17 protein-coding genes are annotated in these 20,480 nt (G+C 47.6%); 6 read left to right on the forward strand and 11 right to left on the reverse strand.

Annotation, left to right across the window (positions count from 1 at the left end; all coding sequences use genetic code 11):
* Positions 1-4: 4 nt before the first annotated feature.
* The 6 genes from D9Y29_RS01880 to D9Y29_RS01905 are packed head-to-tail and all read right to left on the reverse strand — an operon-like array spanning position 5 to position 9,803.
* Complete coding sequence (locus tag D9Y29_RS01880) at positions 5-1,663, reverse strand: glycoside hydrolase family 43 protein (protein WP_127124734.1); 1,659 nt, start codon at positions 1,661-1,663, stop codon at positions 5-7.
* A complete protein-coding gene (locus tag D9Y29_RS01885; protein WP_127124735.1) occupies positions 1,660-2,622 on the reverse strand; it encodes a pectinesterase family protein in 963 nt (320 codons plus the stop codon). The genes D9Y29_RS01880 and D9Y29_RS01885 overlap by 4 nt, the downstream gene beginning before the upstream one ends.
* A 1-nt stretch (position 2,623) precedes the next feature.
* Positions 2,624-3,373, reverse strand: a complete 750-nt coding sequence (locus tag D9Y29_RS01890) for a rhamnogalacturonan acetylesterase (protein WP_241237827.1) — start codon at positions 3,371-3,373, stop codon at positions 2,624-2,626.
* 5 nt (positions 3,374-3,378) lie between these two features.
* Positions 3,379-4,746 carry a pectate lyase family protein gene (locus D9Y29_RS01895; RefSeq protein ID WP_206513687.1) on the reverse strand — a complete coding sequence of 456 codons (1,368 nt, stop codon included), beginning with the start codon at positions 4,744-4,746 and terminating at the stop codon, positions 3,379-3,381.
* A 22-nt stretch (positions 4,747-4,768) separates the two neighbouring features.
* A complete protein-coding gene (locus tag D9Y29_RS01900; RefSeq protein WP_127124736.1) occupies positions 4,769-6,586 on the reverse strand; it encodes a RagB/SusD family nutrient uptake outer membrane protein in 1,818 nt (605 codons plus the stop codon).
* A gap of 22 nt (positions 6,587-6,608) precedes the next feature.
* Positions 6,609-9,803, reverse strand: coding sequence for a SusC/RagA family TonB-linked outer membrane protein (locus D9Y29_RS01905; RefSeq protein WP_127124737.1), 3,195 nt, complete (start codon positions 9,801-9,803; stop codon positions 6,609-6,611).
* A 264-nt stretch (positions 9,804-10,067) separates the two neighbouring features.
* On the opposite strand from D9Y29_RS01905, the gene D9Y29_RS01910 reads away from it, so the two are divergent.
* Both D9Y29_RS01910 and D9Y29_RS01915 read left to right on the forward strand, forming a co-directional pair.
* Positions 10,068-11,108, forward strand: coding sequence for a LacI family DNA-binding transcriptional regulator (locus D9Y29_RS01910; RefSeq protein WP_127124738.1), 1,041 nt, complete (start codon positions 10,068-10,070; stop codon positions 11,106-11,108).
* A gap of 5 nt (positions 11,109-11,113) precedes the next feature.
* Entirely contained in the window at positions 11,114-11,872 is a 759-nt protein-coding gene (locus tag D9Y29_RS01915) for a LytR/AlgR family response regulator transcription factor (RefSeq protein WP_127124739.1), read from the forward strand.
* 82 nt (positions 11,873-11,954) lie between these two features.
* Here D9Y29_RS01915 and D9Y29_RS01920 read toward each other — a convergent pair whose 3' ends face one another.
* Together D9Y29_RS01920 and D9Y29_RS01925 are read right to left on the reverse strand one after the other, a co-directional pair.
* Positions 11,955-12,917, reverse strand: a complete 963-nt coding sequence (locus D9Y29_RS01920; protein ID WP_127124740.1) for a T9SS type A sorting domain-containing protein — start codon at positions 12,915-12,917, stop codon at positions 11,955-11,957.
* Positions 12,918-12,956: 39 nt separating this feature from the next.
* The gene (locus D9Y29_RS01925) at positions 12,957-13,649 is read right to left on the reverse strand and encodes a BclA C-terminal domain-containing protein (RefSeq protein ID WP_127124741.1); all 693 of its coding nucleotides are present in this window, start codon (positions 13,647-13,649) and stop codon (positions 12,957-12,959) included.
* 460 nt (positions 13,650-14,109) lie between these two features.
* Between D9Y29_RS01925 and D9Y29_RS01930 the strand changes: the two genes are divergently transcribed.
* On the forward strand, positions 14,110-14,739 hold the full coding sequence (locus D9Y29_RS01930) for a DUF4142 domain-containing protein (RefSeq protein WP_164735199.1): 630 nt from the start codon (positions 14,110-14,112) through the stop codon (positions 14,737-14,739).
* 55 nt (positions 14,740-14,794) lie between these two features.
* Here the strand turns inward: D9Y29_RS01930 and D9Y29_RS01935 are convergent, their stop codons facing one another.
* The gene (locus D9Y29_RS01935) at positions 14,795-15,526 is read right to left on the reverse strand and encodes a hypothetical protein (RefSeq protein WP_127124743.1); all 732 of its coding nucleotides are present in this window, start codon (positions 15,524-15,526) and stop codon (positions 14,795-14,797) included.
* A gap of 233 nt (positions 15,527-15,759) precedes the next feature.
* On the opposite strand from D9Y29_RS01935, the gene D9Y29_RS01940 reads away from it, so the two are divergent.
* Complete coding sequence (locus D9Y29_RS01940) at positions 15,760-16,230, forward strand: redoxin domain-containing protein (protein ID WP_127124744.1); 471 nt, start codon at positions 15,760-15,762, stop codon at positions 16,228-16,230.
* A 218-nt stretch (positions 16,231-16,448) separates the two neighbouring features.
* Here the strand turns inward: D9Y29_RS01940 and D9Y29_RS01945 are convergent, their stop codons facing one another.
* Together D9Y29_RS01945 and xth are read right to left on the reverse strand one after the other, a co-directional pair.
* Positions 16,449-17,297 (reverse strand): NAD(P)-dependent oxidoreductase, encoded by an 849-nt coding sequence (locus D9Y29_RS01945; RefSeq protein WP_127124745.1) that lies wholly within the window; start codon positions 17,295-17,297, stop codon positions 16,449-16,451.
* 87 nt (positions 17,298-17,384) lie between these two features.
* Positions 17,385-18,170 carry an exodeoxyribonuclease III gene (xth, locus tag D9Y29_RS01950; protein ID WP_127124746.1) on the reverse strand — a complete coding sequence of 262 codons (786 nt, stop codon included), beginning with the start codon at positions 18,168-18,170 and terminating at the stop codon, positions 17,385-17,387.
* Positions 18,171-18,597: 427 nt separating this feature from the next.
* Between xth and D9Y29_RS01955 the strand changes: the two genes are divergently transcribed.
* Positions 18,598-19,281 carry an RNA polymerase sigma factor gene (locus tag D9Y29_RS01955; RefSeq protein WP_127124747.1) on the forward strand — a complete coding sequence of 228 codons (684 nt, stop codon included), beginning with the start codon at positions 18,598-18,600 and terminating at the stop codon, positions 19,279-19,281.
* On the forward strand, positions 19,268-20,425 hold the full coding sequence (locus D9Y29_RS01960) for a FecR family protein (protein ID WP_127124748.1): 1,158 nt from the start codon (positions 19,268-19,270) through the stop codon (positions 20,423-20,425). Before D9Y29_RS01955 ends, D9Y29_RS01960 begins: the two co-directional genes overlap by 14 nt.
* The last annotated feature ends 55 nt before the right edge of the window (positions 20,426-20,480 follow it).

The following is a 20,480-nucleotide window of genomic DNA, read 5'->3' on the forward strand; positions in this document are numbered from 1 at the left end:
TCCTTTATTTGAGATCAATGTTTTTATGAATGCGGAACCAGTCGATCAGCGCATGTCCTGCATCGTTAGTAGTAAAAGTCCTGGAACAGAATAATCCCAGTTTCGCTCCCACCCATTTGCCGGGTTTGGCTGTAAAAATGCTTTCTATCAATGTGAATTGATTTCCATCTGTGCTGTAACTGAACCGGCAGATACCGCCTTTGGTAACCATTACGCGGAGATAAAGATCTTTGGAACCGATCTTTGTGAGTTCCCTGTTTTTCGGTCCTGTTTTCTTCTCTGCATTTTCGCAAACAGTATACACGAGGTATTGACCATCTTCACGGGCCTGCAATTCCAGAGCGGCATAATCCAAACCCAATACTACCAGTCCTGTTTTTTCCTGTAGTTTTTTGGGCGAAGGATGGAAGCTGAGTTTGGTGGTGGCAGTGAATTCTTCCGCCGGGAATTTCTGTAACAGGAGATTGGGCAGGTCCCAGAGATTCTTTGCATCATCGGGTTGCTGCACAGAATAAAGGCGCAGTCCGCCTTTGATCGCATCGGAAAAACTCCAGGTAGCAGCGGGGTTTGCCTGCCATTGCCACTGCAACCCCAACGATGTATCATTGAATTCATCGGAGTCAGGTGGCGTGATGGTGCCATAAGGAGACTTCCCTGAAGGTTTTTTATGAATTAAAACCGGTTCTCCTTTTCCATCTCCGTCTTTATCCATGCCGATCACCGGCCAGTTGTTCACCCAACGCATCGGTTGCAGGTGCACGATACGGCCATAAGCATCTTTGTCCTGGAAATGCAGGAACCAGTCTTGCCCTGTTGGTGTATTCACCCAGGCGCCCTGGTGCGGGCCATTGATGGGAGAACTGCCCTGGTCCATTACCACTTTCCTTTCGTAGGGACCATAAATATTTTTTGAACGTAGCACCAGTTGCCAGCCTGTAGACACGCCACCTGCCGGCGCGAAAATATAATAGTAGCCATTGCGTTTGTAGAACTTCGGTCCTTCGATAGTAGGATCCGTATCATGGCCATCATACACCAGTCTTCCCGCGTCCAGCACTTTAGTGCCGGCGGCATTCAACTTCTTCACCACTATGATGCTCTTGATGCCTGCCCGGCTGCCGGCATATGCATGCACCAGGTATACATCACCGTTATCATCCCACAAAGGGCAGGGATCGATCAATCCCCTGCCACCTTCTACCAACACAGGCTCCGTCCATGGACCGGCAGGATGTTTTGCTTTAATGAGATAGACCCCGAAATCAGGATCGGGATAATAAATGTAAAACTCGCCATTGTGGAAGCGGATGGATGGCGCCCATACGCCGTTACCATGTTGTGGCTTGCTGAATACCTCCGGCGGGATTTGTTTCGGTAATGCATAAGCGATCAGCTTCCAGTTCACAAGATCGCGTGAATGCAGGACCGGCAATCCAGGCGCCGCATTGAAACTGCTGGCCGTCATGTAGAAATCCTCCCCTACCCTTACGGCATCGGGATCAGAATAGTCAGCATGCAGAACAGGATTCTTATAAGTACCATCACCATTATCGGCTACCCAAACCTGTGATACGGAAGATGCCGGCTTCTGTTGAGCCGGCAATGCAAATGGACAGGCCAGCATCATCAGCGCAAGCGCCTGCTGTAGTATGGTATGTTTCATGGCAGTTTCCAATCGCCTAAAATATTTTCAAGGGTGTATAATGAAGCTTCGTCTTCTGTGAGTTGATGGCTCCAGCCTACGCGTTTGCTGTTATTGGCGCCGGGGCCATTATTATTGAATTCAGCGTAAACTGTGGTGCGCTCCGCATCGGGCTTGCCCCAGTTATGCCAACCCTCCGGTCGGACCATGGTGCCCAGCCGGCAACTGATGAAAGCAGTTTTGGCGAATGGCCTCCAGGGCCTGCCGAGGTAGTAAGAATTTGCCGGAGCATCACCAGTGATATTGCACTGAAAGAATACGTATCCGAATTTCTTGTTCTCCGGGGTGGAAGCTGCAGTTATATACCCCCCTTTCTTACAGAAGATAGTACAATTGACGAACACGGCAGTGGATGCACCGAAGATAAAATCCACCGTTCCTTCGATATAGCAGTTCTCATAATATTGTCGGCTCTCATAGCCATAAGTGTAGAGCGTATCCTGGAAGCCGAGGAAGCGGCAATTTTTAAACATCGCCCTGTCGCCCGCAACCAGAACTGCTACTGCCTGCCCTACCGGTCCGGAAGAATTTTCAAAGGTGATATTCTCTGCTGTGAAATCTTTTCCGTAGATATAAAAACTGGAAGAGCCGGAAGTACCGATCTCTTCGCCGAATACATTTTTCTTGCTGGCAAAATCATCGTAGGTAAGGATGGTGCTGTCTTTGCTCTCTCCGATAAAATGCACCAGGCTCTTGCTTTCCGCCAGTACCAGTTTTTCTTTATACACACCATTCCTGATGAAGATCACGGTTTCTTTGCGGCGCATATCAGGTACCGCATTGATGGCTTCCTGGATGGTTTTGAAATTGCCGGAGCCATCCTTCGCTACTACAAAATCATATTTCTTCCCGGCCTGGTTTTGCTGTGCATGTACCGGATGCATCAATAGCAGTAGTATGGCGCTTACAAATAGATTCATATTATTTGATTTGTGACACTACGATCCTGGATGCCAGTTCAGGTTCCAGCGTTCTCAGATCGGCCAGCACCAGCTGTGCCACCAGCCTGGCGCCAAGTTCGTTGAAATGCGTATTATCATTCCTCCCATTGGGATAGTTGGGATGCTCACCCGGAGCCAGTTGCAGGAAGAGCCATTTTGAATTTTCCTTTCCGAACTGCTGGTAAAGCGCGCGGCTCCTGGTATCCAGATCGATGAAACTCACTTTCCGGGCATCCGCAATTTCTTTCACCAGTGGTGAGTAAGCCTCATGGGTTTGAATGGCATTTCCTGCTGCATCGAACCTGCGGCGGGATACGGGGGAGATGAGCACAGGTATTGCCCCTTTTGACCTGGCCTCACTGATGAAGCGTATAAGATTGGCGCGGTACTCATCAGGCGTTGTATATCTTTCTACTTTTTCCTTTGCTTCATCGTTGTGACCGAACTGGACCAATACATAATCACCTGCCTTCACATTATCGATCAAACGCTGCCAGTGACCTTCAGAGATAAATGTTTTAGTGCTTCTCCCGTTTTTTGCACGATTGTCTACAGCAACTGTACTATCGAAAAAATGGACAAAAGGCATTCCCCATCCGTTCTCCGGGAACACTTTCGATTCTTTCACTGACATGGTGGAATCACCAGCCAGGAAAACAGTGAGTTTCTTTTTTTGTTGCAGGCTGAATGCCATCAGCAACAGGCAACAGGGTAGCAATAGTTTCATCATCTCATTTATTTTTCGTCTACAAGGCTATTGAGATAGACCTCAATATTGGTGTATTGTTTGCTCAGTTTGAAAGAGGAAGCTTCTGCGGCATTGGATGGGTCCAGTCCGTTTTTCTTTTCCCACTCATCGGGGATGCCATCCTGGTCTTTGTCTTCCTGCGCGGGCAGTGATTGCAGCTCCGGCCATCCGCCTACTTCCGTCTGAGAATTGATGATACCATTCTTTTCCGGTCCATCATTCATTTTTCCATTTTTTATCCCATCGATGATGCGGGTATCCACGGCATCGCGTTTGAAGCTGGCTCCTGCTTTTGCCAACACCAGTTCTCTTGCACGTTCAGCCGATTGTTCCGTAATGCTCACAAAAGGAATGGGCTGACCGCTGCGCGCATCCTGCCAGTGTGGCCCCTGCACGCCTCCTGCCCAGTTATCAGCCGTAACAGCGGGAAAGCCTTTTACAAAATTACCTGCTACATAGAATTTACCGCTGGGTGTATCAGCGGGATTGAGTATGCGGTTGGCTACCGATTTGCGTGTAGCCGGACCGGCCTCATAATAATTGCTGACCATATTGTGATTGCCGCCTTCGCCACCATAACTGCTGTTGAAAGACCAGTTCACAATTACATTATTCCTGAAGTCCACTTGTTCAGGTTTCTCTACATTCAGAAAACGCGCGCCGTTGAAGCGCGGGTTACGGCTGGTATTATGTGCCAGGAGATTGTGGTGGAAGCTGGCGCCCTTGCCGCCCCAGATGCCGCCATATCCATGCGCTCCCTTGAAATGCACGCTATGGTGCAGGCTTTCGGCAATGATGCACCATTGCATGGTGAAGTTCTCGTTATTGTAGAAAGATGCGTTCTCATCCACGGCCCAGCTCATGGAGCAATGGTCCACGATGATATCCTTGTGGCCTGTGCCATTGAAGGCGTCATCGGCCTGTTTTCGTTCATCACCCAGCCGGAAACGCAGGTAACGTACTATCACGTTATCGGCATTGATGCTGCAAACATAGTTCCGGATACAAATACCATCACCGGGCGCTGATTGCCCGGCGATGGTAATATTTCCATATTTGATTTTAAGTGGTGATTCCAGTGCGATGGTCCCCGATACGGTGAATACAATGATGCGCGGGAATTTTGCGTTGATGGCTTCACGCAGGGACCCGGGACCGGCATCATTGAGATTGGTGACCAGTAACACGCGTCCTCCTCTTCCCCCGGTAGTGAATTTCCCGAAGCCTTCTGCGCCGGGAAAGGCCGGAACACCGGAAGATATATTTTGCTCCGCCGTTTGCCGGGCCATGCAGCCCGTTACAACAGCACAGCTCAGGAAGAGGAAGAGAATATATTTCACACGGTACATCATCATTTTCGTTTGTTCATGAAAGTTATCAATAGCCTGGATTCTGGGCCAGCCTTCCCTGGTAAGAATCCATAGTGGCCTGATCAAATGGGAACAATTCACTTTTGTTGGGTGTGAAGAAATAGGCGATGCCATCGATATAATGTACACTACCGGTTCCCACGTTCAACGTGTTGTTGGTCCTTACAAGGTCTTGCCTCCAGTTCACATTGCTATACCCGGTTGGCGCTGTGGCTTCATTGGGCTTGTACAGGGAACCATAGATCTCATATTCTTCTCCATTGTTCTTATAATACAGCCGCAGGGGAATATCAGCATATTTCCCTGTTGCATCCCTAAGGTCGCGGAGTTCCTGGCGGATCTCTCCGTATACCGGGTTCATTCTTTTATCCAGCAGGTTCCAGCGGATGAGATCATATTTGCGGATCCCTTCACCACCGAATTCCAGCCAGCGCTCATTCACAATGGCATTGAAGAAACCGGCCTTATCTGCAGGTGTGGTCCCGATCTTGTCTTCGTTACCCCTGTAAGCGCGCTTGCGCACTTCTTCAAATGCAGCGATCGCTTCAGCAGTGGGCGCTCCATTGATCTCGTTCACAGCTTCCGCATACATGAGCAATACATCGGAAAAGCGAATGAAACTCCAGTTATAACCTACATTGAGGGCTTGTCCGGGCAGTAGCGGGTTTCTCCAGTCCCTTCTATATTTCCCATTGGTAACGGCAGTAAGGGCCTGCGGCCTTTTCACATTGGTACCCTGCACCTGGTAGAGGCCGAAAGTGGATTCAATCCTTGTATCCACAGAATCGAAAGCATAAAAATAAATAGGCAATGCAGCAATACCTCCACCACCGGGACCATAACGGGAAGCCCCATCCGTACGCACACCATCATAGTTGGCCATGCGACTATCTGAATTATTATTACCTCCTCCCGCACCGGCTTCGAAGATGATCTCTCCCTGCGGATCGTATTGGAAAGCGCTCAGCGTTTTCCAGATGCTGGTGAAATTAGGATTGAGGGTATGCTGGTCTCTTCTCGCCATAAGATCTGCACATTCATCTCTTGCGATCCCGTAAAATTTGAGATAATCCGGTCTGCGTTCCATCGTTCTGGTATCATTGCGGAGAGAATATCCGCCACGGAAGAGTGCCAGCTTTGCCCGGAGCGCTTTTACAGCGCCTTTTGTGATCCTTTCATTCCTCACAGCCACTTCTGTTCTCCAGGGTACCAGTTCTGCTGCAACGCCCAGGTCTGCGATCAGCTTATCGTATGTACTATCCCGGTTGGAACGGGGAATATACAGATTCGTCCTTTTGTAGGCCGGCTCCATCGGTGCAGGCACATCTCCCCAGTTCCTGATCAGCTCAAACAAATATTGTGCTCGGAGCGTCAGCGCTTCGCCATACAATCTTCTCAGGTCTCTTTTTTCTATTTCAGTTCCATTCTCATATTGTCCCATAAGAGGAATCTGCTCGATACAGAGATTGGCTTTTTCAAGGCCACTGTACAACTGGTTGAAAGGGTTACGGATCTCGTTGTTGGAGAAAAGCAACTGGTACCTGCCGACACCACGGCGGCCGTTGTCCAGGCCACCGGTGGTCATCATATCATCTGAATCGTATGGATAGTACAGATTGAGACGGATGCCATATCCATTATCCCCCATCAGCTCATCGTACACACCGATGATTGCGGTAGTGGCGTTGGATACATCGGAGAAGGCCTGCGAGAGATCGTATTCCGAAGCCGCTTTTACTTCCATGTATTTCCGGCAACTGCCGGCAAATGCAGCAACGGCCATCAGCAGGCCCAGCAGTTGTACATGATAAAATCGGGTTTTCATATCAAAAGCTTTTTTGTAATGATTAAAATGTAAGGTTCAATCCGAATACCCAGGTGGTGGAACGTGGGTAAGCCGCAAAATCAACACCAGGGGTCAAAGGATTATTCCTTCTGGCCGTTACTTCGGGATCATATCCGCTGTAGTTGGTCCAGTTGTATAAATTGTTCACGGTGGCGTACACACGAAAATTGGAGATCTTCGCTTTGGTGCTGATCTTTTTCGGGATGGTGTAACCAAGCGTGATATTATTCAACCGGAGGAATGAACCATCTTCTATTGCATAGCTGGTAGCGAAATACCTGTTGGCATTGGTAGGCGTCCAGATCTTCGGATTGGGATTGAGTTTGGCAAGTTCCGTTGGATCGGTCACCAGGTTGCCGTTATCATCGATATTCCTCCAGCGGCCTTTCATTACGGAAAGCAGGTTGGAATGAGGGAAGCTGCCGTCTGACCACTCGATCTTATTGGCATTGTATACATCATTACCTACCACAAAGTTCACAAACACGCTGAGGTCCCAGTTCTTGTACTGGAACTGGTTGTTCCATCCGCCAGTGAACCTGGGATTGGCATTACCGATCACAACGCGGTCTGAATCACTGGTGATCCTGCCGTCCCCATTGATGTCCCGGATCTTCATGGTGCCTGGTCTTACAGTACCGGTGATGGCATTGGGATTGGCGATGCCTGCCTTCAGCGTGTATACGCCGGTGCCGGCATTGTAATCGAAATCTGAAATCTGGAACATGCCCTCAGTAACAAAACCGTACATGAGGCCAACAGGCTGACCTACTTTCACAAGGAAATCATCGGCGCCATCAGATCCCTGCCAGCCGGCACTTCGTGTTTGCTGATCAATACCGCCCAGGTTCTCTACGCGGTTCCTGTTGAATGAGATATTGAAATTGGAGTTCCAGGTAAAGTCTTTACGCTGCACAGGAATGGCATTCAATTGAAACTCCCATCCCCTGTTGGAGGTAGCGCCGATATTTTGTAACTGTGATGTATAACCGTTTGTTGGAGGAATAGCTACAGAGAGCAACAGATCATTCCCTTTGTTGTGATAATAATCAACCGAGAACTGGATCCTGTTGCTGAGGAACCCGAGATCGAGGCCGATGCTCCGGGAAACGGTCTTCTCCCATTTCAGGTTTTCATTGGCGAGTGCAGGAGGCTCAAAGCCAGGGAGGATGGTATGGTTCAGCGCATACTCACCGGTAACGCCGTAGAGCTGCATGTACAACAGGTCGCCAATACGGTTGTTGCCGGCTACGCCAAAGCCGCCACGGACCTTGGCATCTGAAAGCCAGGCGATATCACTGAACATCTTTTCTTCAATAAGGCGATAGGCAATGGAGCCTGAAGGGAAGATAAGCAGTCCGTTATCATACTTGAATTTGCTTGACCTGTCGGCACGAATCGTGAATTGGGCCAGCAGCCTGTTGTTCCAGTCGTAGTTCACCCTGCTGAACAGCGAGAAGATGCGGCTGGGCGGTGTTTCACTGCTCACTGGCCGGGGTTGCTGGAATCCTGACGGAGGAGATCCCAGTCCCATATTGGCGAGGGCTTTTTCTGCGGAGATATCTGCCGGGAAATACCTGGTTTCAGTAGAGTTCGATTTGGCTTTTGTTTCATAGATCTCCTGCCCTACCAGCACATCGATGGCATGTTCTCCAAACTTTGGCAAAGTGTACTGCAGTGTATTGGAATTATTGAAAGTGGTGGAATTCTGTTGCGCGATACTGGCAACAGGCAATGAAGCATTATTGCGTGCAGTATTGGTGTATTTGTTGTAGAAAAGATCAGTACGCTGGTTATTGTTATCGAAACCCCAGGTTGACCTGAATACCAGGTTCTTCATGAGATTATAGGAGAAATAACCGCTAAGATTAACCGCTTTGGTATATTGCCTGCGGTACTCTGCCTGCGTGAGCAACACGGGATTGGTCATATTGGCGGAGGTCCTGTAGAGTTCTTCATCGAAATCATCCACAGATGGAACATTGGGAGAAGCAAAGGGCCTGTATTGTATGCTGTGACGAAGACGATTGGTAGTGCGTGTACCACTGTTGGTGGTGCCTGCGCCGCGAATGGTCTGGTCGAGATAGCGTGTGGTGAAACCGATCTTCGCTTTGTTGGAAATCTTATGATCGATCTTGAAGTTCACGAGTTTCCTGTCGAAGCCAGATTCCAGCAGGATACCATCTTCTTTGTTGCTGGTGAGGCTGAGATTGAAAGTGGTGGATTGTGAACCGCCGCTGACAGCCACATTGTGGTTCTGGTAACCGGCCTTCCTGCCAAACACTTCTTCCTGCCAGTTGATGAAGGGTATGTCCTTGTATACATTTAGCGTATCCCAGGTGGAACCATAAACACGGTTAAAGCTGGTATCGCCGATGAGTTTATTCCTTTCATATTGCCACATTACAAAGTCATAAGGATTGAGCACATCCATTTTTTTCGAGATCTCCCTCCATCCGAATGCACCATTGTAGGTGACATTGGTTTTACCTGCTTTACCGGATTTGGTGGTGATGATCACTACGCCATTGGCGCCGCGGGCGCCGTAAATGGCGGTGGTGGCCGCATCTTTCAATACGTCTACACTTGCAATGTCCTGCGGGGAGATAAAAGAGAGCGCATTCTCTACCTGGATCCCATCCACGATATAAATAGGTGCATTGTCCTGTGTAATGGAGCCGCCTCCGCGGATACGGATCAGTACATCTGCACCCGGGGTGCCTTCGGTGCTGGTTACCTGAACGCCGGCAAGCCGGCCGGTGAGAGCTTCAGCAGCGGAGGAAAGAGGAACATCGCGCAATTGTTTGGAGTTGACGGAAGAGACGGAACCTGTGAGATCGCGTCTGCGCACAGTTCCGTAACCGATCACCACCACATCTTCGAGTGCGGTGGCAGTCCGGCTTAAAGTAATGTTGATGATCTTTCCTGTTTCGGCAGTCACTGTCTGTGATGAATAACCGAGAAGACTGATGGTCAGTGTTAATTTCCTGGGGGCGTTTGCAGGAATGTTCAAAGTGAACTCGCCCCTGTCGTTTGTTTTGGTGCCGCCGGTATTTCCCGGGAGTGTTACAGAAACATCTGATAGCGCAGCGCCGGTACTGTCGTCTGTGACCCGGCCTTTGATCTGGTTGGTCTGCGCCAAAGAAATTGTCTGTAACCCTGCAACCAGGAGCAACAGCAGAGAAAGGTGCTTCATATGGCTTTTTTTATATTGAGCAAACGTAAAAACAGTCAATCTTTAACTGTATAATTGTCGCGGATACAGTTATTTCTCTTATCAATGCTAATCAGATATTTTTATACCTGAACGGTGCCTGTATCTTTTTATTTACGCAATCGTTCCCGGCAACGATGCCAGCCAGTTGCGAATCTCAGGCAAGCTGTAACTTACTATCCTGCCGCAACTGAAAAGATGTATATTTAACTCCTGTAAACTGCGTTCCAACGCAATTGACCGCTTATGAAATTTGAAGCAGTAACCATCAAAGACATTGCCCGGGCCCTGGGCCTGAGCACTTCAACGGTATCGAGAGCGTTGAGGGATAGTTATGAGATCAGCCAGGAAACCAAACAGCTGGTGCTGGACTGTGCAGAGAAACTCAATTACCAGCCGAATCCCATCGCATTAAGCCTGAAAGAAAAACGCAGCCGCTCCATCGGCGTGGTGGTCTGCGAAGTAGCCAATAATTTCTTTTCACAGATCATCAATGGTATCGAATCCATTTCCTACAGCAAGGGCTACAATGTGATCATCTCACAGAGCCACGAATCCTACGAGCGGGAAGTGATCGATCTCCGGTATTTATCTTCCCGTTCCGTAGATGGATTGCTGATCTCCGTGTCTACCGAAACCAATGATATCAGCCATTTGAAAGCACTGCACGAACGCGGTCTTCCTATCGTATTCTTCGATCGAATCACCGAAGAGATCAAAACGCACAGTGTGATAGTGGACAATTTCAAAGGCGCATATGAAGCTACGGAGCACCTGGTGAAGAATGGATACCGACGTATTGCCGCCATTGCCAATTCCGAGTTCCTCAATATCACCAGTGAAAGACTGGCTGGCTACAAGGAAGCCTTGATCACAAACGGGCTTACACCCGGCGATACTTATATCAAACATTGCTTCTACGGCGGCATGGTTTTCTCGGAGATCGAAGATGCCGTGAACCGGCTCTTCACCCTGAAACAGAAACCTGATGCGATCTTCACTACCAGCGACAAACTCACAACGGGTCTGCTCAAAACACTGAAGCGCCGCGGGCTTTGCGTTCCGGATGATATTGCCGTTGTTGGTTTTTCCAATACAGATATCGCAGAATTGCTAAATCCATCGCTTACCGTGGTGCGTCAGCCGGCTTACGAGATCGGACAGGCAGCCACCGAGTTGTTGATTCAGCTGATCGAGAGTAAAAGACCGATAAAGCAATTCGAGAAACGCGTTCTCACGCCACAATTGATTACCGGAGATTCATCTGCACCCAAAAAGAAAAAATAATAGCCTTGAAGTATACCGCATTCATTGCCGACGATGAGGTCCGAAGCAGGGAGCTGTTGCAAAACCTCCTCGAAGAACTCTGTCCCGAACTGACCGTTACCGGAGCTGCCGCCACTGTTGATGAAGCAGTGAAAAGCATACACCAGTTACAACCGCAGATACTTTTTCTCGATATAGAAATGCATCCCGGTACGGGTTTCGACATATTGCAGAAACTAAGTGCTTCAGTTTCCGCGCAGGTGATCTTCACCACCGCCTACGATCAATATGCCATCAGGGCTTTACGCATCAGTGCTGTGGACTATCTGCTCAAGCCAATCGACGTGCAGGAGCTTCAGAGCGCTGTTCAGAAAGCCATCCGGCAGATCAACAACAAACAACCCCAACAACAATTGCAGCACCTGCTGCAAAACCTGGTTAAACAGCAACAGGATTATACCATTAGCCTGTCAACTTCCGAAGGACTTGAATTCATCCCAATAGCATCGGTACTGCACCTGGAGGCCAACGGCGCCTATACCGTTTTTTACCTGAAAGAGAACAGGAAGATCATGGTGAGCAAGAACCTGAAAGAATATGAATCGATCCTGGCGGAGCATGGGTTCTTCCGTGTACACAATTCACATCTCATCAACCTGAAAGAAGTGAAACGCTACCTGAAAACAGATGGTGGTTATGTAGTGATGAACGATGATACCAACATTTCCATTTCTCCACGTAAAAAAGAGGAATTGCTTCAGCTCCTGTCCGGAAGGGCCTTGTAGCATCCCATAATATTGTCTTTTTCACAAAAGAAATCCCCGGCGCAATGCCGGGGATTCATATTTGTACCAAAGATAAAAGCGGTTACAGCTGGATCATCTTCGACATTTTCTTTCCATCGATCACATAGTGAAGGATGTAAGCGCCGGAGGAGATGCCCTGGATCTCAACCTGCTGCTGCTGCACATTGCGGCTCATCAACAGGCGACCACTCACATCATATACCTGGATCATGGCGGGAACAGAGCCGTTGAAGAACAACACAGTTCCGCTGCCCTTGCGTATTATGCTTACACTGGATGTAGTTTCGCTTTTGCGGACCACTGCCAGTTTAGAATAGGTACGGATGCCATTCACTTCGTTTGCCTGTATGCGGTAGAACCTGCTGGTAAAGTTCAGATCGCTGTGCCGGAAGCTGAATACACGCGTATTCTCAGGAGCTGAAACAGATCCGGCAGTACTCCAGTTACGGCCATTGTCGCTATACTGCACATCAAAATTCAACAGGCCTGTAATATCGCCCATGGCCCAGTTGAGGTGAACATAATTGTTCTCCAGTGCGGCAACGAAATTAGTGAAGGTAACAGGGAGTACAGCTCCGGCCTGGGTTGCAGTGATCTGATCATAGATCTGACCTGTGGCAGTGTAAGACACGAAATTTGCTCCGGGGTCCACCGTACTGGAACTGGTAGTGGTCCAGGCAGAACCTGTCCGGTAAGCCACCTGTAATGAGCCTTCCGGGTTACCCGCCAGTTCGGCATCATCATAGAAGATGCCCACTTCTCCATTGTAAGTTGGAAGCGGATTGGAAAAATTGTACACCCGGGTAATACTGAGTGCACCACCAGGTCCTGTAATGGAACTGTAGCTCTTGGTGAGATTGGTGTTGCTGACAGTAGTATTTGTGCTGGGTTCAAGAACCAGGCTGTCTACAAAGAAGGTTGTACCACTTTGGATGACCATCGATTCTGTAGGCCCTACACTCAACTGGGAACTGCCCTGCAGCCAAAGCAACGCGCTGCATATGCTAAGTAATAGGTATCGCATTTTCTGAATTTTAGGTGAATGAATAAACTACAGGCAGGATCATTCAACCCTTTGAATGGTGAGACCTGCGCCCTGAGAGCCGCTCAAAAGGGTTGCTGCACCTAATAATCCAAAGAACTGGAGAGAGAGCTGATCACCGGCAGCCAATGTAACTACAGCTTCAGCAGCAAATTGGCTGAGCGATACACCCGGATTAATCGTGAGCGCCGGAACACCCGTTCCATTAACTGTTACCCGGCTGTTCAACAACAAACCGGCAGTGAGGTTTGCCCTGTAAGCAATCCGATAACGTCCCGCCTGTGTAACAGTGAATACTTCATTAGCACCGTTTACTGTAACATTGGGCCCCAGGTTCTGCGCATCGGGTAATGGGATATTACTGCCACCCAATACTACCGCAATTATGGAACCGGATGTATTGGCAGCAAATCCGGTAGACTGACCGAAAGATAACAGATCACCAGCTGTAGCCAGCCTGAGCCAGGCTCCGCTGATGCGAATCCATAAGCCGATAGCCGCATCTGTCTGATACACCATCAACCCTTCAGCAGGCGCACCTATTGCCACACGTTGAGCTGCTGTCATTCTTGGAATCAATACCCCTTTTGTAGTTGAAGTCACATCTAAAATGGAACTTGCCGCAGGTGAAGTAGTCCCGATACCCACCTGGGCATTCAGGTTGACAATTGTTGCCATAAACAATGTCACGAGGATGCATAGTTGTTTTTTCATAGCAAATATCAAATGGTTAAAAAATACAAATACAGCATGGTAGTGTAAAAACCATTACTGTCAAGGCATACGTGTAACCTGAACATTGCTACTTGCAGAAACCCGGAGCCAGTTGGAGGGGAATTGAACACTTGTCATTCAATTGGAAATGACGAGCTAAGATACAGAGTTTGTTTATAAATAAGCATATTATGAAAATGAAAATCCTTCAATACCCGCATCAGGTCAGTGTTTTAGAGCCACAGGTTTTGAAAACTGATTTTGTTTAAGAATGTTTCAACAACAACTATATAACTTTCACACCAGCAACACTGTATTAGTTGTTATTACCATTTTCTTATTCAATTGAGCAAGAAATTACGCAGTGCTTTGGACAATGTGTAATTCTTAACAATGAACAGCTCAGCCATTCGCTGGCACAGGAATTATATCATTATAACATGTAAAAGCCATGAAACTTATGAAACAACTACTCTTCCTGTTGGCAGCCGCCTTCATCATCAGTTGTAATAACAGCAACAGAACAGCATCTGAAAGTACAGACAGTACCAATTATATAGCAACTGCTCCCGTTCAGAACAATAATAACGATACAATTGCTTCTTCGGGTCATCAACCGGATGCTTCCACTACGGGCCCCGCGATCGATAATACACCACTCGATAGAAACAGCAGCGTCTTTGCTACTGAAGCAGCATCTGGCGGTATGATGGAAGTTACGCTTGGTCAGTTGGCGCAACAAAAAGCAAGCAATCCCCGTGTACAAGCTTTTGCCGCCATGATGGTTTCCGATCATTCCAAAGTGAACACCGAGTTGCAGAATATTGCAGCAGCAAAACATTTCCAATTGCCTTCATCCCTGGAAAAACACCAGCAACAGATCTACGAGATCAGCAAGAAAGAAGGAAAGGAATTCGATAAGGCATATATGAAGATGATGGTGAATGATCACGGGAAAGATGTAAAAGCATTTGAGAAGGCAGCAGCCAGTTCTTCAGACAGTACCATCAAAGGTTTTGCATCAAGAACACTGCCAGTGTTGCAAATGCACCTGGATTCAGCAAGGGCCATCAGCGAATCAATGAAATAGCAGAATTAATCAGAACAGGATCAGCGCCTGCGGATTAAACAGGCGCTGGTCTAATTTATGCATTGGCTGTGCTCAGTTGTTTCACCGTTTTGCTTGCTCCCAGTTGATACCAGGTATTGAATGCATCATCGAATGCTTTGAATACAGCATCAATGATCATTACGGCATTTTTACTTTCTTCTTCCGATGGCTGATAATTGTTGTAGGAGGCGCTTTCCTGTTCTTCATTGGTTTTCTCCATGGCATGGTCAGCCTCAGCATGCGCATGTAACTGACCGAAATACTCCAGTTCATCCTGACGCCCCATGGTATGCACCAGGCTGAACATAGGCTCATTGAAACAATCGAAGGTTGCTTCCAGCGCCTCGATCAGGACCAGCTTATAAAAAGGAGTATCGAACTGCTTCGCCAGGTGGATGCTCCTGTACACCACTTCACGGGTGGCTTCCCAGGGCTCAGACCAAACCAGGGTGAACAATTCAGTGGGTGGAATGGACAGGAATTCTTTGCCAAAGCTGATACGCTCCAGGTCTTTCAGGTACCATTGCCAGTGATAGGAATCTTCTTCGCAATGCACATTCACGCTTTGCTGCATAGGATTGTCACTGCCTTCATCCTTCATTTCATTGAGAATGTCTTTAAAGCCCATCACAAAAAACAACATGGCCGGCGTAAAGGCCAGTCTAGATTCCATGGTGAGTGATTCATCTCCCACCATCTTAACCAGGGCGGATTGTTTCAGGTCTTTCTTTCTTGCTTCCAGTGTTTGAATGATTGCTTGCATCATTTTTGAATTTTGCCACCTAAACTAAAGCAAGCATATCTTATGCGAATGCAGATAGGTAGTGATACGGCTGGAATGATCGTCAAACTGCCGGGTTTTCTCTCCCGGACCACCTGCAGGCATTTGAAAGCCTGTCCGGCGTTCAGGAACTTTCGTTAAATTGTATGACCATCCCCTTCACTCCTCATCCGGAGAATTTGACAGCATTCATTCATCGAATTAATACTATCATTCTTATGATCCTTGAGAAGAATACACCCGCTCCCGCGTTCGAACTGTACACAAAGCCTGATCAGCAATTGAAGCTGAGCGATTTCAAAGGCAAGAAGCTGATCCTGGCATTTTATCCTGCTGACTGGAGCCCTGTTTGCAGTGATCAGATGAGCCTTTACAATGAAACACGCCGCCTGTTCCATAAATACAATGCAGAAGTATTGGGTATTTCTGTAGACAGCAAATGGTGCCATCTCGCTTTTACAGAGAACAGGAAGATCCATTTCCCCCTGCTGGCGGATTTTGAGCCAAAGGGAGCGGTCAGCAAATTGTACGGCGCTTATAATGAAGACACAGGAGAAAGCCGCAGGGCTTTGTTTGTAATAGACGAGAACGGCATCATTCAGTGGAGCCATCTCTCGCCGGACGGAGTCAATCCGGGAGCCGATGGCATTCTGGATGCACTGGAAGCAATGGACAATCAAAAAAAATAAACACTATGTCTGCACTCAGGGTCCCCGTTTCAGAAAAAGACCATTATACCGGTGATGCACAAGCAAAGAATGTATTGGTTGAGTATGGTGATTACCCGGGAAAAAAGTGGATAGTTATAATGAAACTTATGGATCGCTGGCTGAGTTGCTGAAATGAATTTAATAAAAAAAAGCCCCGTCAGTGTATACTAACGCGGCCATCTATGCGAAATAAAATATTACAGGTTATCTTTTGCAATCACAGACCAGTCTTTATTCCTGTAGCCATTCTCAATCCATTTGTCCATTTCCTTAGCCACAGCGGGTATTACCGTAAGTGTTTTACCGCCCCTCGCGGCTTCTTCCATCATCAAACGTGCATCCTTACGCGCCATCTGCAATTCCCAGCTGGGATTATCGTAATCTGCCGCCAGGATCCTTTTGAGACGAGCGGGAGCTGCTGCGCCGGGATTCCATTCATTGAACAGATCGGTGATCACGGAAGCAGGCAGGTCCATTGCTTTGGCCGTGGCCAGCATGTCTGAGAAACCACCGGAGAGCGTGATCAGGAACATATTACCGAGCAGTTTTACACCTGCGGCTTTGCCGATTCGGTCGCCGAGATTGATCACTTTACCCGTCATGCTTTCCAGCCAGGGCAAAACTTTCTGAGCAATAGCCTGATCGCCGGAGATCAGCATTACGCCAGATCCTTCGAGTGCATTGGCAGGCCCCATGAATACAGGCACATGCACATACGTAATATTTTTGGCGGCCCATTCCTGAGTACGTTTAATGGCGCCTTCCACGGAAGTGGTGGTATGATCGATGATAACGGTGCCTGGTGAAAATCCGGGTGCGGCCTGCAACAACACTTCATCCACTACACCATCGTCTGACAAGGTTATGTGCACGCGTTCTGCACCGCGGACTGCATCCACTATTGAACCGCATGCTTTTGCGCCGGACGCTTCCAGCGCCTTTGCTTTTTCCGCCGTTCTGTTCCATACCTGAACCGATTCTCCTTTCTTCAGTAATGCTTTTGTGAAGTTGGACCCCAATAGTCCCATCCCTATGAATGCAATCATGATTGAATAGTTTGTTCCAAATGTAATGAACTTTTCAGTTAACGGGCTATAGCGGCAATGGGACCATCTTCGATTGCTTCATCGGCTTCACTTCTTTACAGCATGTTTGATTTCGATCCACACAGGAGCATGATCGCTGGTTTTCTCCCAGCCGCGCACCTGTCTGTCCACATCTGCTGACAATAATTTCTTATCGAAATGATGGCTCAGGAGAAAGTGATCGATACGCAATCCAGCATTGCGTCCCCAGGCATTCCTGAAATAATCCCAGAAAGTATAGATCTTTTCTCCGGGATGCATTTTTCGCAGGGCGTCCGTCCAGCCCTGCGCCACCAGTTTGGCATATGCCTCCCGCGATTCAGGGAAGAAGAGCGCATCTTTTGTCCAGCTTTCAGGTTTGTACACATCCATTTCAGTTGGTATCACATTGTAATCACCTGCCAGTATCACGGGAATATCTTCTTTGAGTAATTTCTTTGCATGTGCTGTGAGCCTTTCGAACCAGGCCAGTTTGTAATCGAATTTCGGTCCGGGCGCCGGATTGCCATTGGGAAGATAGAGGCAACCGATGCGAAGTCCGTTTATGTTTGCTTCGATATAACGGCTGTGCAGATCTTCCGGGTCGCCGGGCAATGCTCTTCTTACTTCAACTGGTTCTCCCACTTTGCTGAGGATGGCAACGCCGTTCCAGCTTTTTTGTCCGTGCCAGATGGCCTGGTAACCCAGTTCTTCGATGGCCTGCAACGGAAATTTTTCCTGCGGGGCTTTCAATTCCTGGAGGCAGGCAATATCCGGAGCCGATTCTTTCAACCAGCGTAACAACACCGGCAGCCGGCCATTCACTCCGTTCACGTTGTAGGTAGCGATCTTCATGTGTATAAATTACAGAATATTTATGAAGAGGATTGATGCAGTAAAAATTCTACAGCAAATTTCATGCACATCAATACTGCATGGATCAATAAATTATAAGTTCAATAATTGGGGTGTGACAGAAAAAAAATCGAATGTGCAAAAGACGTTCATAAATAGTAAGCGTAAAACAAGGGATATTCTGCCCGGAAAAGAGTTATATGATATGTACAACTCCTAGTTGAAAAATAGTACTTTTTATGATAAAAACCAGCCAGGTCTTTAGCCCCGGGAACTTTTTCGTTTTCCCACAGGTGCCACATGCACCAACATACGCATTTGTCAACCGAATTGCGGCCTACTATACATAACACCACCTTCCACTACATCCGCTCATTCCCTGCTTAGTTGTAGATAAAACGAATCACAAACTACAACTTCTTAAAAAATGTCCAATACCAATTCAGAAACAGGCCGTTTCAACAATCAGTTGCTCGTGGAGCTTTACAAAACCAGGTTCAGGGCCATCGCTTATAAAATGTCGGCTTATGAAGATATTGAAGGAGCGAAATTAATTGCGTCAGAAACCTTCCACACCATTTACGACAAGTGTGAAAAGGGAGAACTCATATTCAATACAATTGATGAAGGTTATGCATACTGGCTTAAAAGTGCAACAAACAAAGCATATAATCAGTATGCCACTAAAACAGAAAGGCTGGGAAGCCCGCATCTTCTTTCGAAAGATGATCTGGACTTTGCCTCCACCGAGGATTTCAGGATCGTTGTGGAGGAACTGAAGAAAATGCTGCAGGGCCTGGACGAGAAATACAGGCTGGTATTGACTTACCGGTTCCTGGAGGGAATGAGAAGTAAAGAAATTGCTGAATTGATGGGTCTCTCTCCAGAAGTGGTCCGTCAACGTCAGTCAAGAGGGCTCAGGATGCTGCGTCAAAATCTGAAAGACAATCCCAACAGGCAACAGATGATGGGAGATTACCTGTATAAGCTGCTATTGTTATTGATTCTCCATCAGCAAGTAGAAATAAATCAGCCGGACCCTGTCACAAACAGGCCATTTTCCCTCTTTAGTAATATAGTTACAACTAGCAGGGAAAATGAACAAGTATGAATTATTAAGAGAGATTTCCGTTAAGATCATGTCCGGTATTCCGCTTACTCCAGGAGAGGAGCTGGAATGGGATAGCTGGAGAAGGCAGGAACATATCCGGCAGTACCTGGCATCGAGAGCGGCGGAAAGATGGAAAATATTCAGTGAGATCGAGGTGGAACCATGGAATGAATTCAGTGAACGAATGGGCATAGTTGCTCATACAGAAAAAGTGAGGCCAGTCTTTGCCTGGCAGCAATGGTGCATTGCTGCCGCCATCATACTTTTTTGTTCTTTCATTGGCTGGTATCTTTTACATAACTGGCACAAGCAAACGCCGGCAACCATCAGTGAAAAAGCCATCATTCTGGTGCTTCCGGACCAAAGTTCAATAAACCTTGATGCCCGGAAACCATCCACATCTTTCGACCATGGTAATTTCAGGATCTGTTTTGACAGCGGACAGGTATGTTTCCGGAAAAGAAAAACAATCATTGCAGATACCGGTACATATAGAGTGATCACGCCTGCGGGGAAAACCTGCAGGATCTTATTGAGCGATAGCAGCCTGATCACGCTCAACAACAAGTCAGAATTGATTTTCTCTCCAATGTACGATTTTCGGAACAGGGATCTTGAATTGAAAGGAGAAGGGTTCTTTGATGTCAGGTCCAATCCCAACCTGTCATTCCAGGTCCGTGTACGCAATACCGTACATGAAGTATTAGGAACATCATTCCTGATCAGTGGTTTTGAAAATGATCCACTGATTACTACCACCCTTTATGCAGGCGGATTGAGAATCACTTCCGGGAAAAACCAGGTACTGTTAAAAGACAGTCAACAGGTAGTTATCGATCCTGTCAGGCATGTTATTCATCCGGTTGGTCTGCCTGATCTTGGGAATGCCAGCGCATGGCGTGGTGACTATTTCTCTAACCGGAAAACAAAGATCCTGTTGACTGACCTGTTCAGAAAGATCGAGCGCTGGTACGATATCAGGATCATTTACGACGACAATATCACCAACGAGTCTCTTACCATTGGGAGGATCAGCCGGAAGATGCCCGCAGACTCTGTGCTGAACCTGCTGAAAGGACCGGGTGCATTTGATTTCGTCAAAAAAGAAGACGGTTATCATATAAGATATTCCCGGCAACCATAAACCTATCCTCTAAACATCCCCGAACTGTACAGGTTAAGGCAGTATGACAGATAAC

This window comes from Pseudoflavitalea rhizosphaerae, from assembly GCF_003991355.1.
In the GTDB taxonomy this organism is placed as follows: domain Bacteria; phylum Bacteroidota; class Bacteroidia; order Chitinophagales; family Chitinophagaceae; genus Pseudobacter; species Pseudobacter rhizosphaerae.

Excerpts from the sequence above, each read along its gene's own strand:
- D9Y29_RS01880 (WP_127124734.1), bottom strand. The coding sequence starts at position 1,663 with ATGAAACATACCATACTACAGCAGGCGCTTGCGCTGATGATGCTGGCC.
- D9Y29_RS01885 (WP_127124735.1), bottom strand. The coding sequence starts at position 2,622 with ATGAATCTATTTGTAAGCGCCATACTACTGCTATTGATGCATCCGGTA.
- D9Y29_RS01890 (WP_241237827.1), bottom strand. The coding sequence starts at position 3,373 with ATGATGAAACTATTGCTACCCTGTTGCCTGTTGCTGATGGCATTCAGC.
- D9Y29_RS01895 (WP_206513687.1), bottom strand. The coding sequence starts at position 4,746 with ATGATGATGTACCGTGTGAAATATATTCTCTTCCTCTTCCTGAGCTGT.
- D9Y29_RS01900 (WP_127124736.1), bottom strand. The coding sequence starts at position 6,586 with ATGAAAACCCGATTTTATCATGTACAACTGCTGGGCCTGCTGATGGCC.
- D9Y29_RS01905 (WP_127124737.1), bottom strand. The coding sequence starts at position 9,803 with ATGAAGCACCTTTCTCTGCTGTTGCTCCTGGTTGCAGGGTTACAGACA.
- D9Y29_RS01910 (WP_127124738.1), top strand. The coding sequence starts at position 10,068 with ATGAAATTTGAAGCAGTAACCATCAAAGACATTGCCCGGGCCCTGGGC.
- D9Y29_RS01920 (WP_127124740.1), bottom strand. The coding sequence starts at position 12,917 with ATGCGATACCTATTACTTAGCATATGCAGCGCGTTGCTTTGGCTGCAG.
- D9Y29_RS01925 (WP_127124741.1), bottom strand. The coding sequence starts at position 13,649 with ATGAAAAAACAACTATGCATCCTCGTGACATTGTTTATGGCAACAATT.
- D9Y29_RS01930 (WP_164735199.1), top strand. The coding sequence starts at position 14,110 with ATGAAACAACTACTCTTCCTGTTGGCAGCCGCCTTCATCATCAGTTGT.
- D9Y29_RS01935 (WP_127124743.1), bottom strand. The coding sequence starts at position 15,526 with ATGATGCAAGCAATCATTCAAACACTGGAAGCAAGAAAGAAAGACCTG.
- D9Y29_RS01940 (WP_127124744.1), top strand. The coding sequence starts at position 15,760 with ATGATCCTTGAGAAGAATACACCCGCTCCCGCGTTCGAACTGTACACA.
- D9Y29_RS01945 (WP_127124745.1), bottom strand. The coding sequence starts at position 17,297 with ATGATTGCATTCATAGGGATGGGACTATTGGGGTCCAACTTCACAAAA.
- xth (WP_127124746.1), bottom strand. The coding sequence starts at position 18,170 with ATGAAGATCGCTACCTACAACGTGAACGGAGTGAATGGCCGGCTGCCG.
- D9Y29_RS01955 (WP_127124747.1), top strand. The coding sequence starts at position 18,598 with ATGTCCAATACCAATTCAGAAACAGGCCGTTTCAACAATCAGTTGCTC.
- D9Y29_RS01960 (WP_127124748.1), top strand. The coding sequence starts at position 19,268 with ATGAACAAGTATGAATTATTAAGAGAGATTTCCGTTAAGATCATGTCC.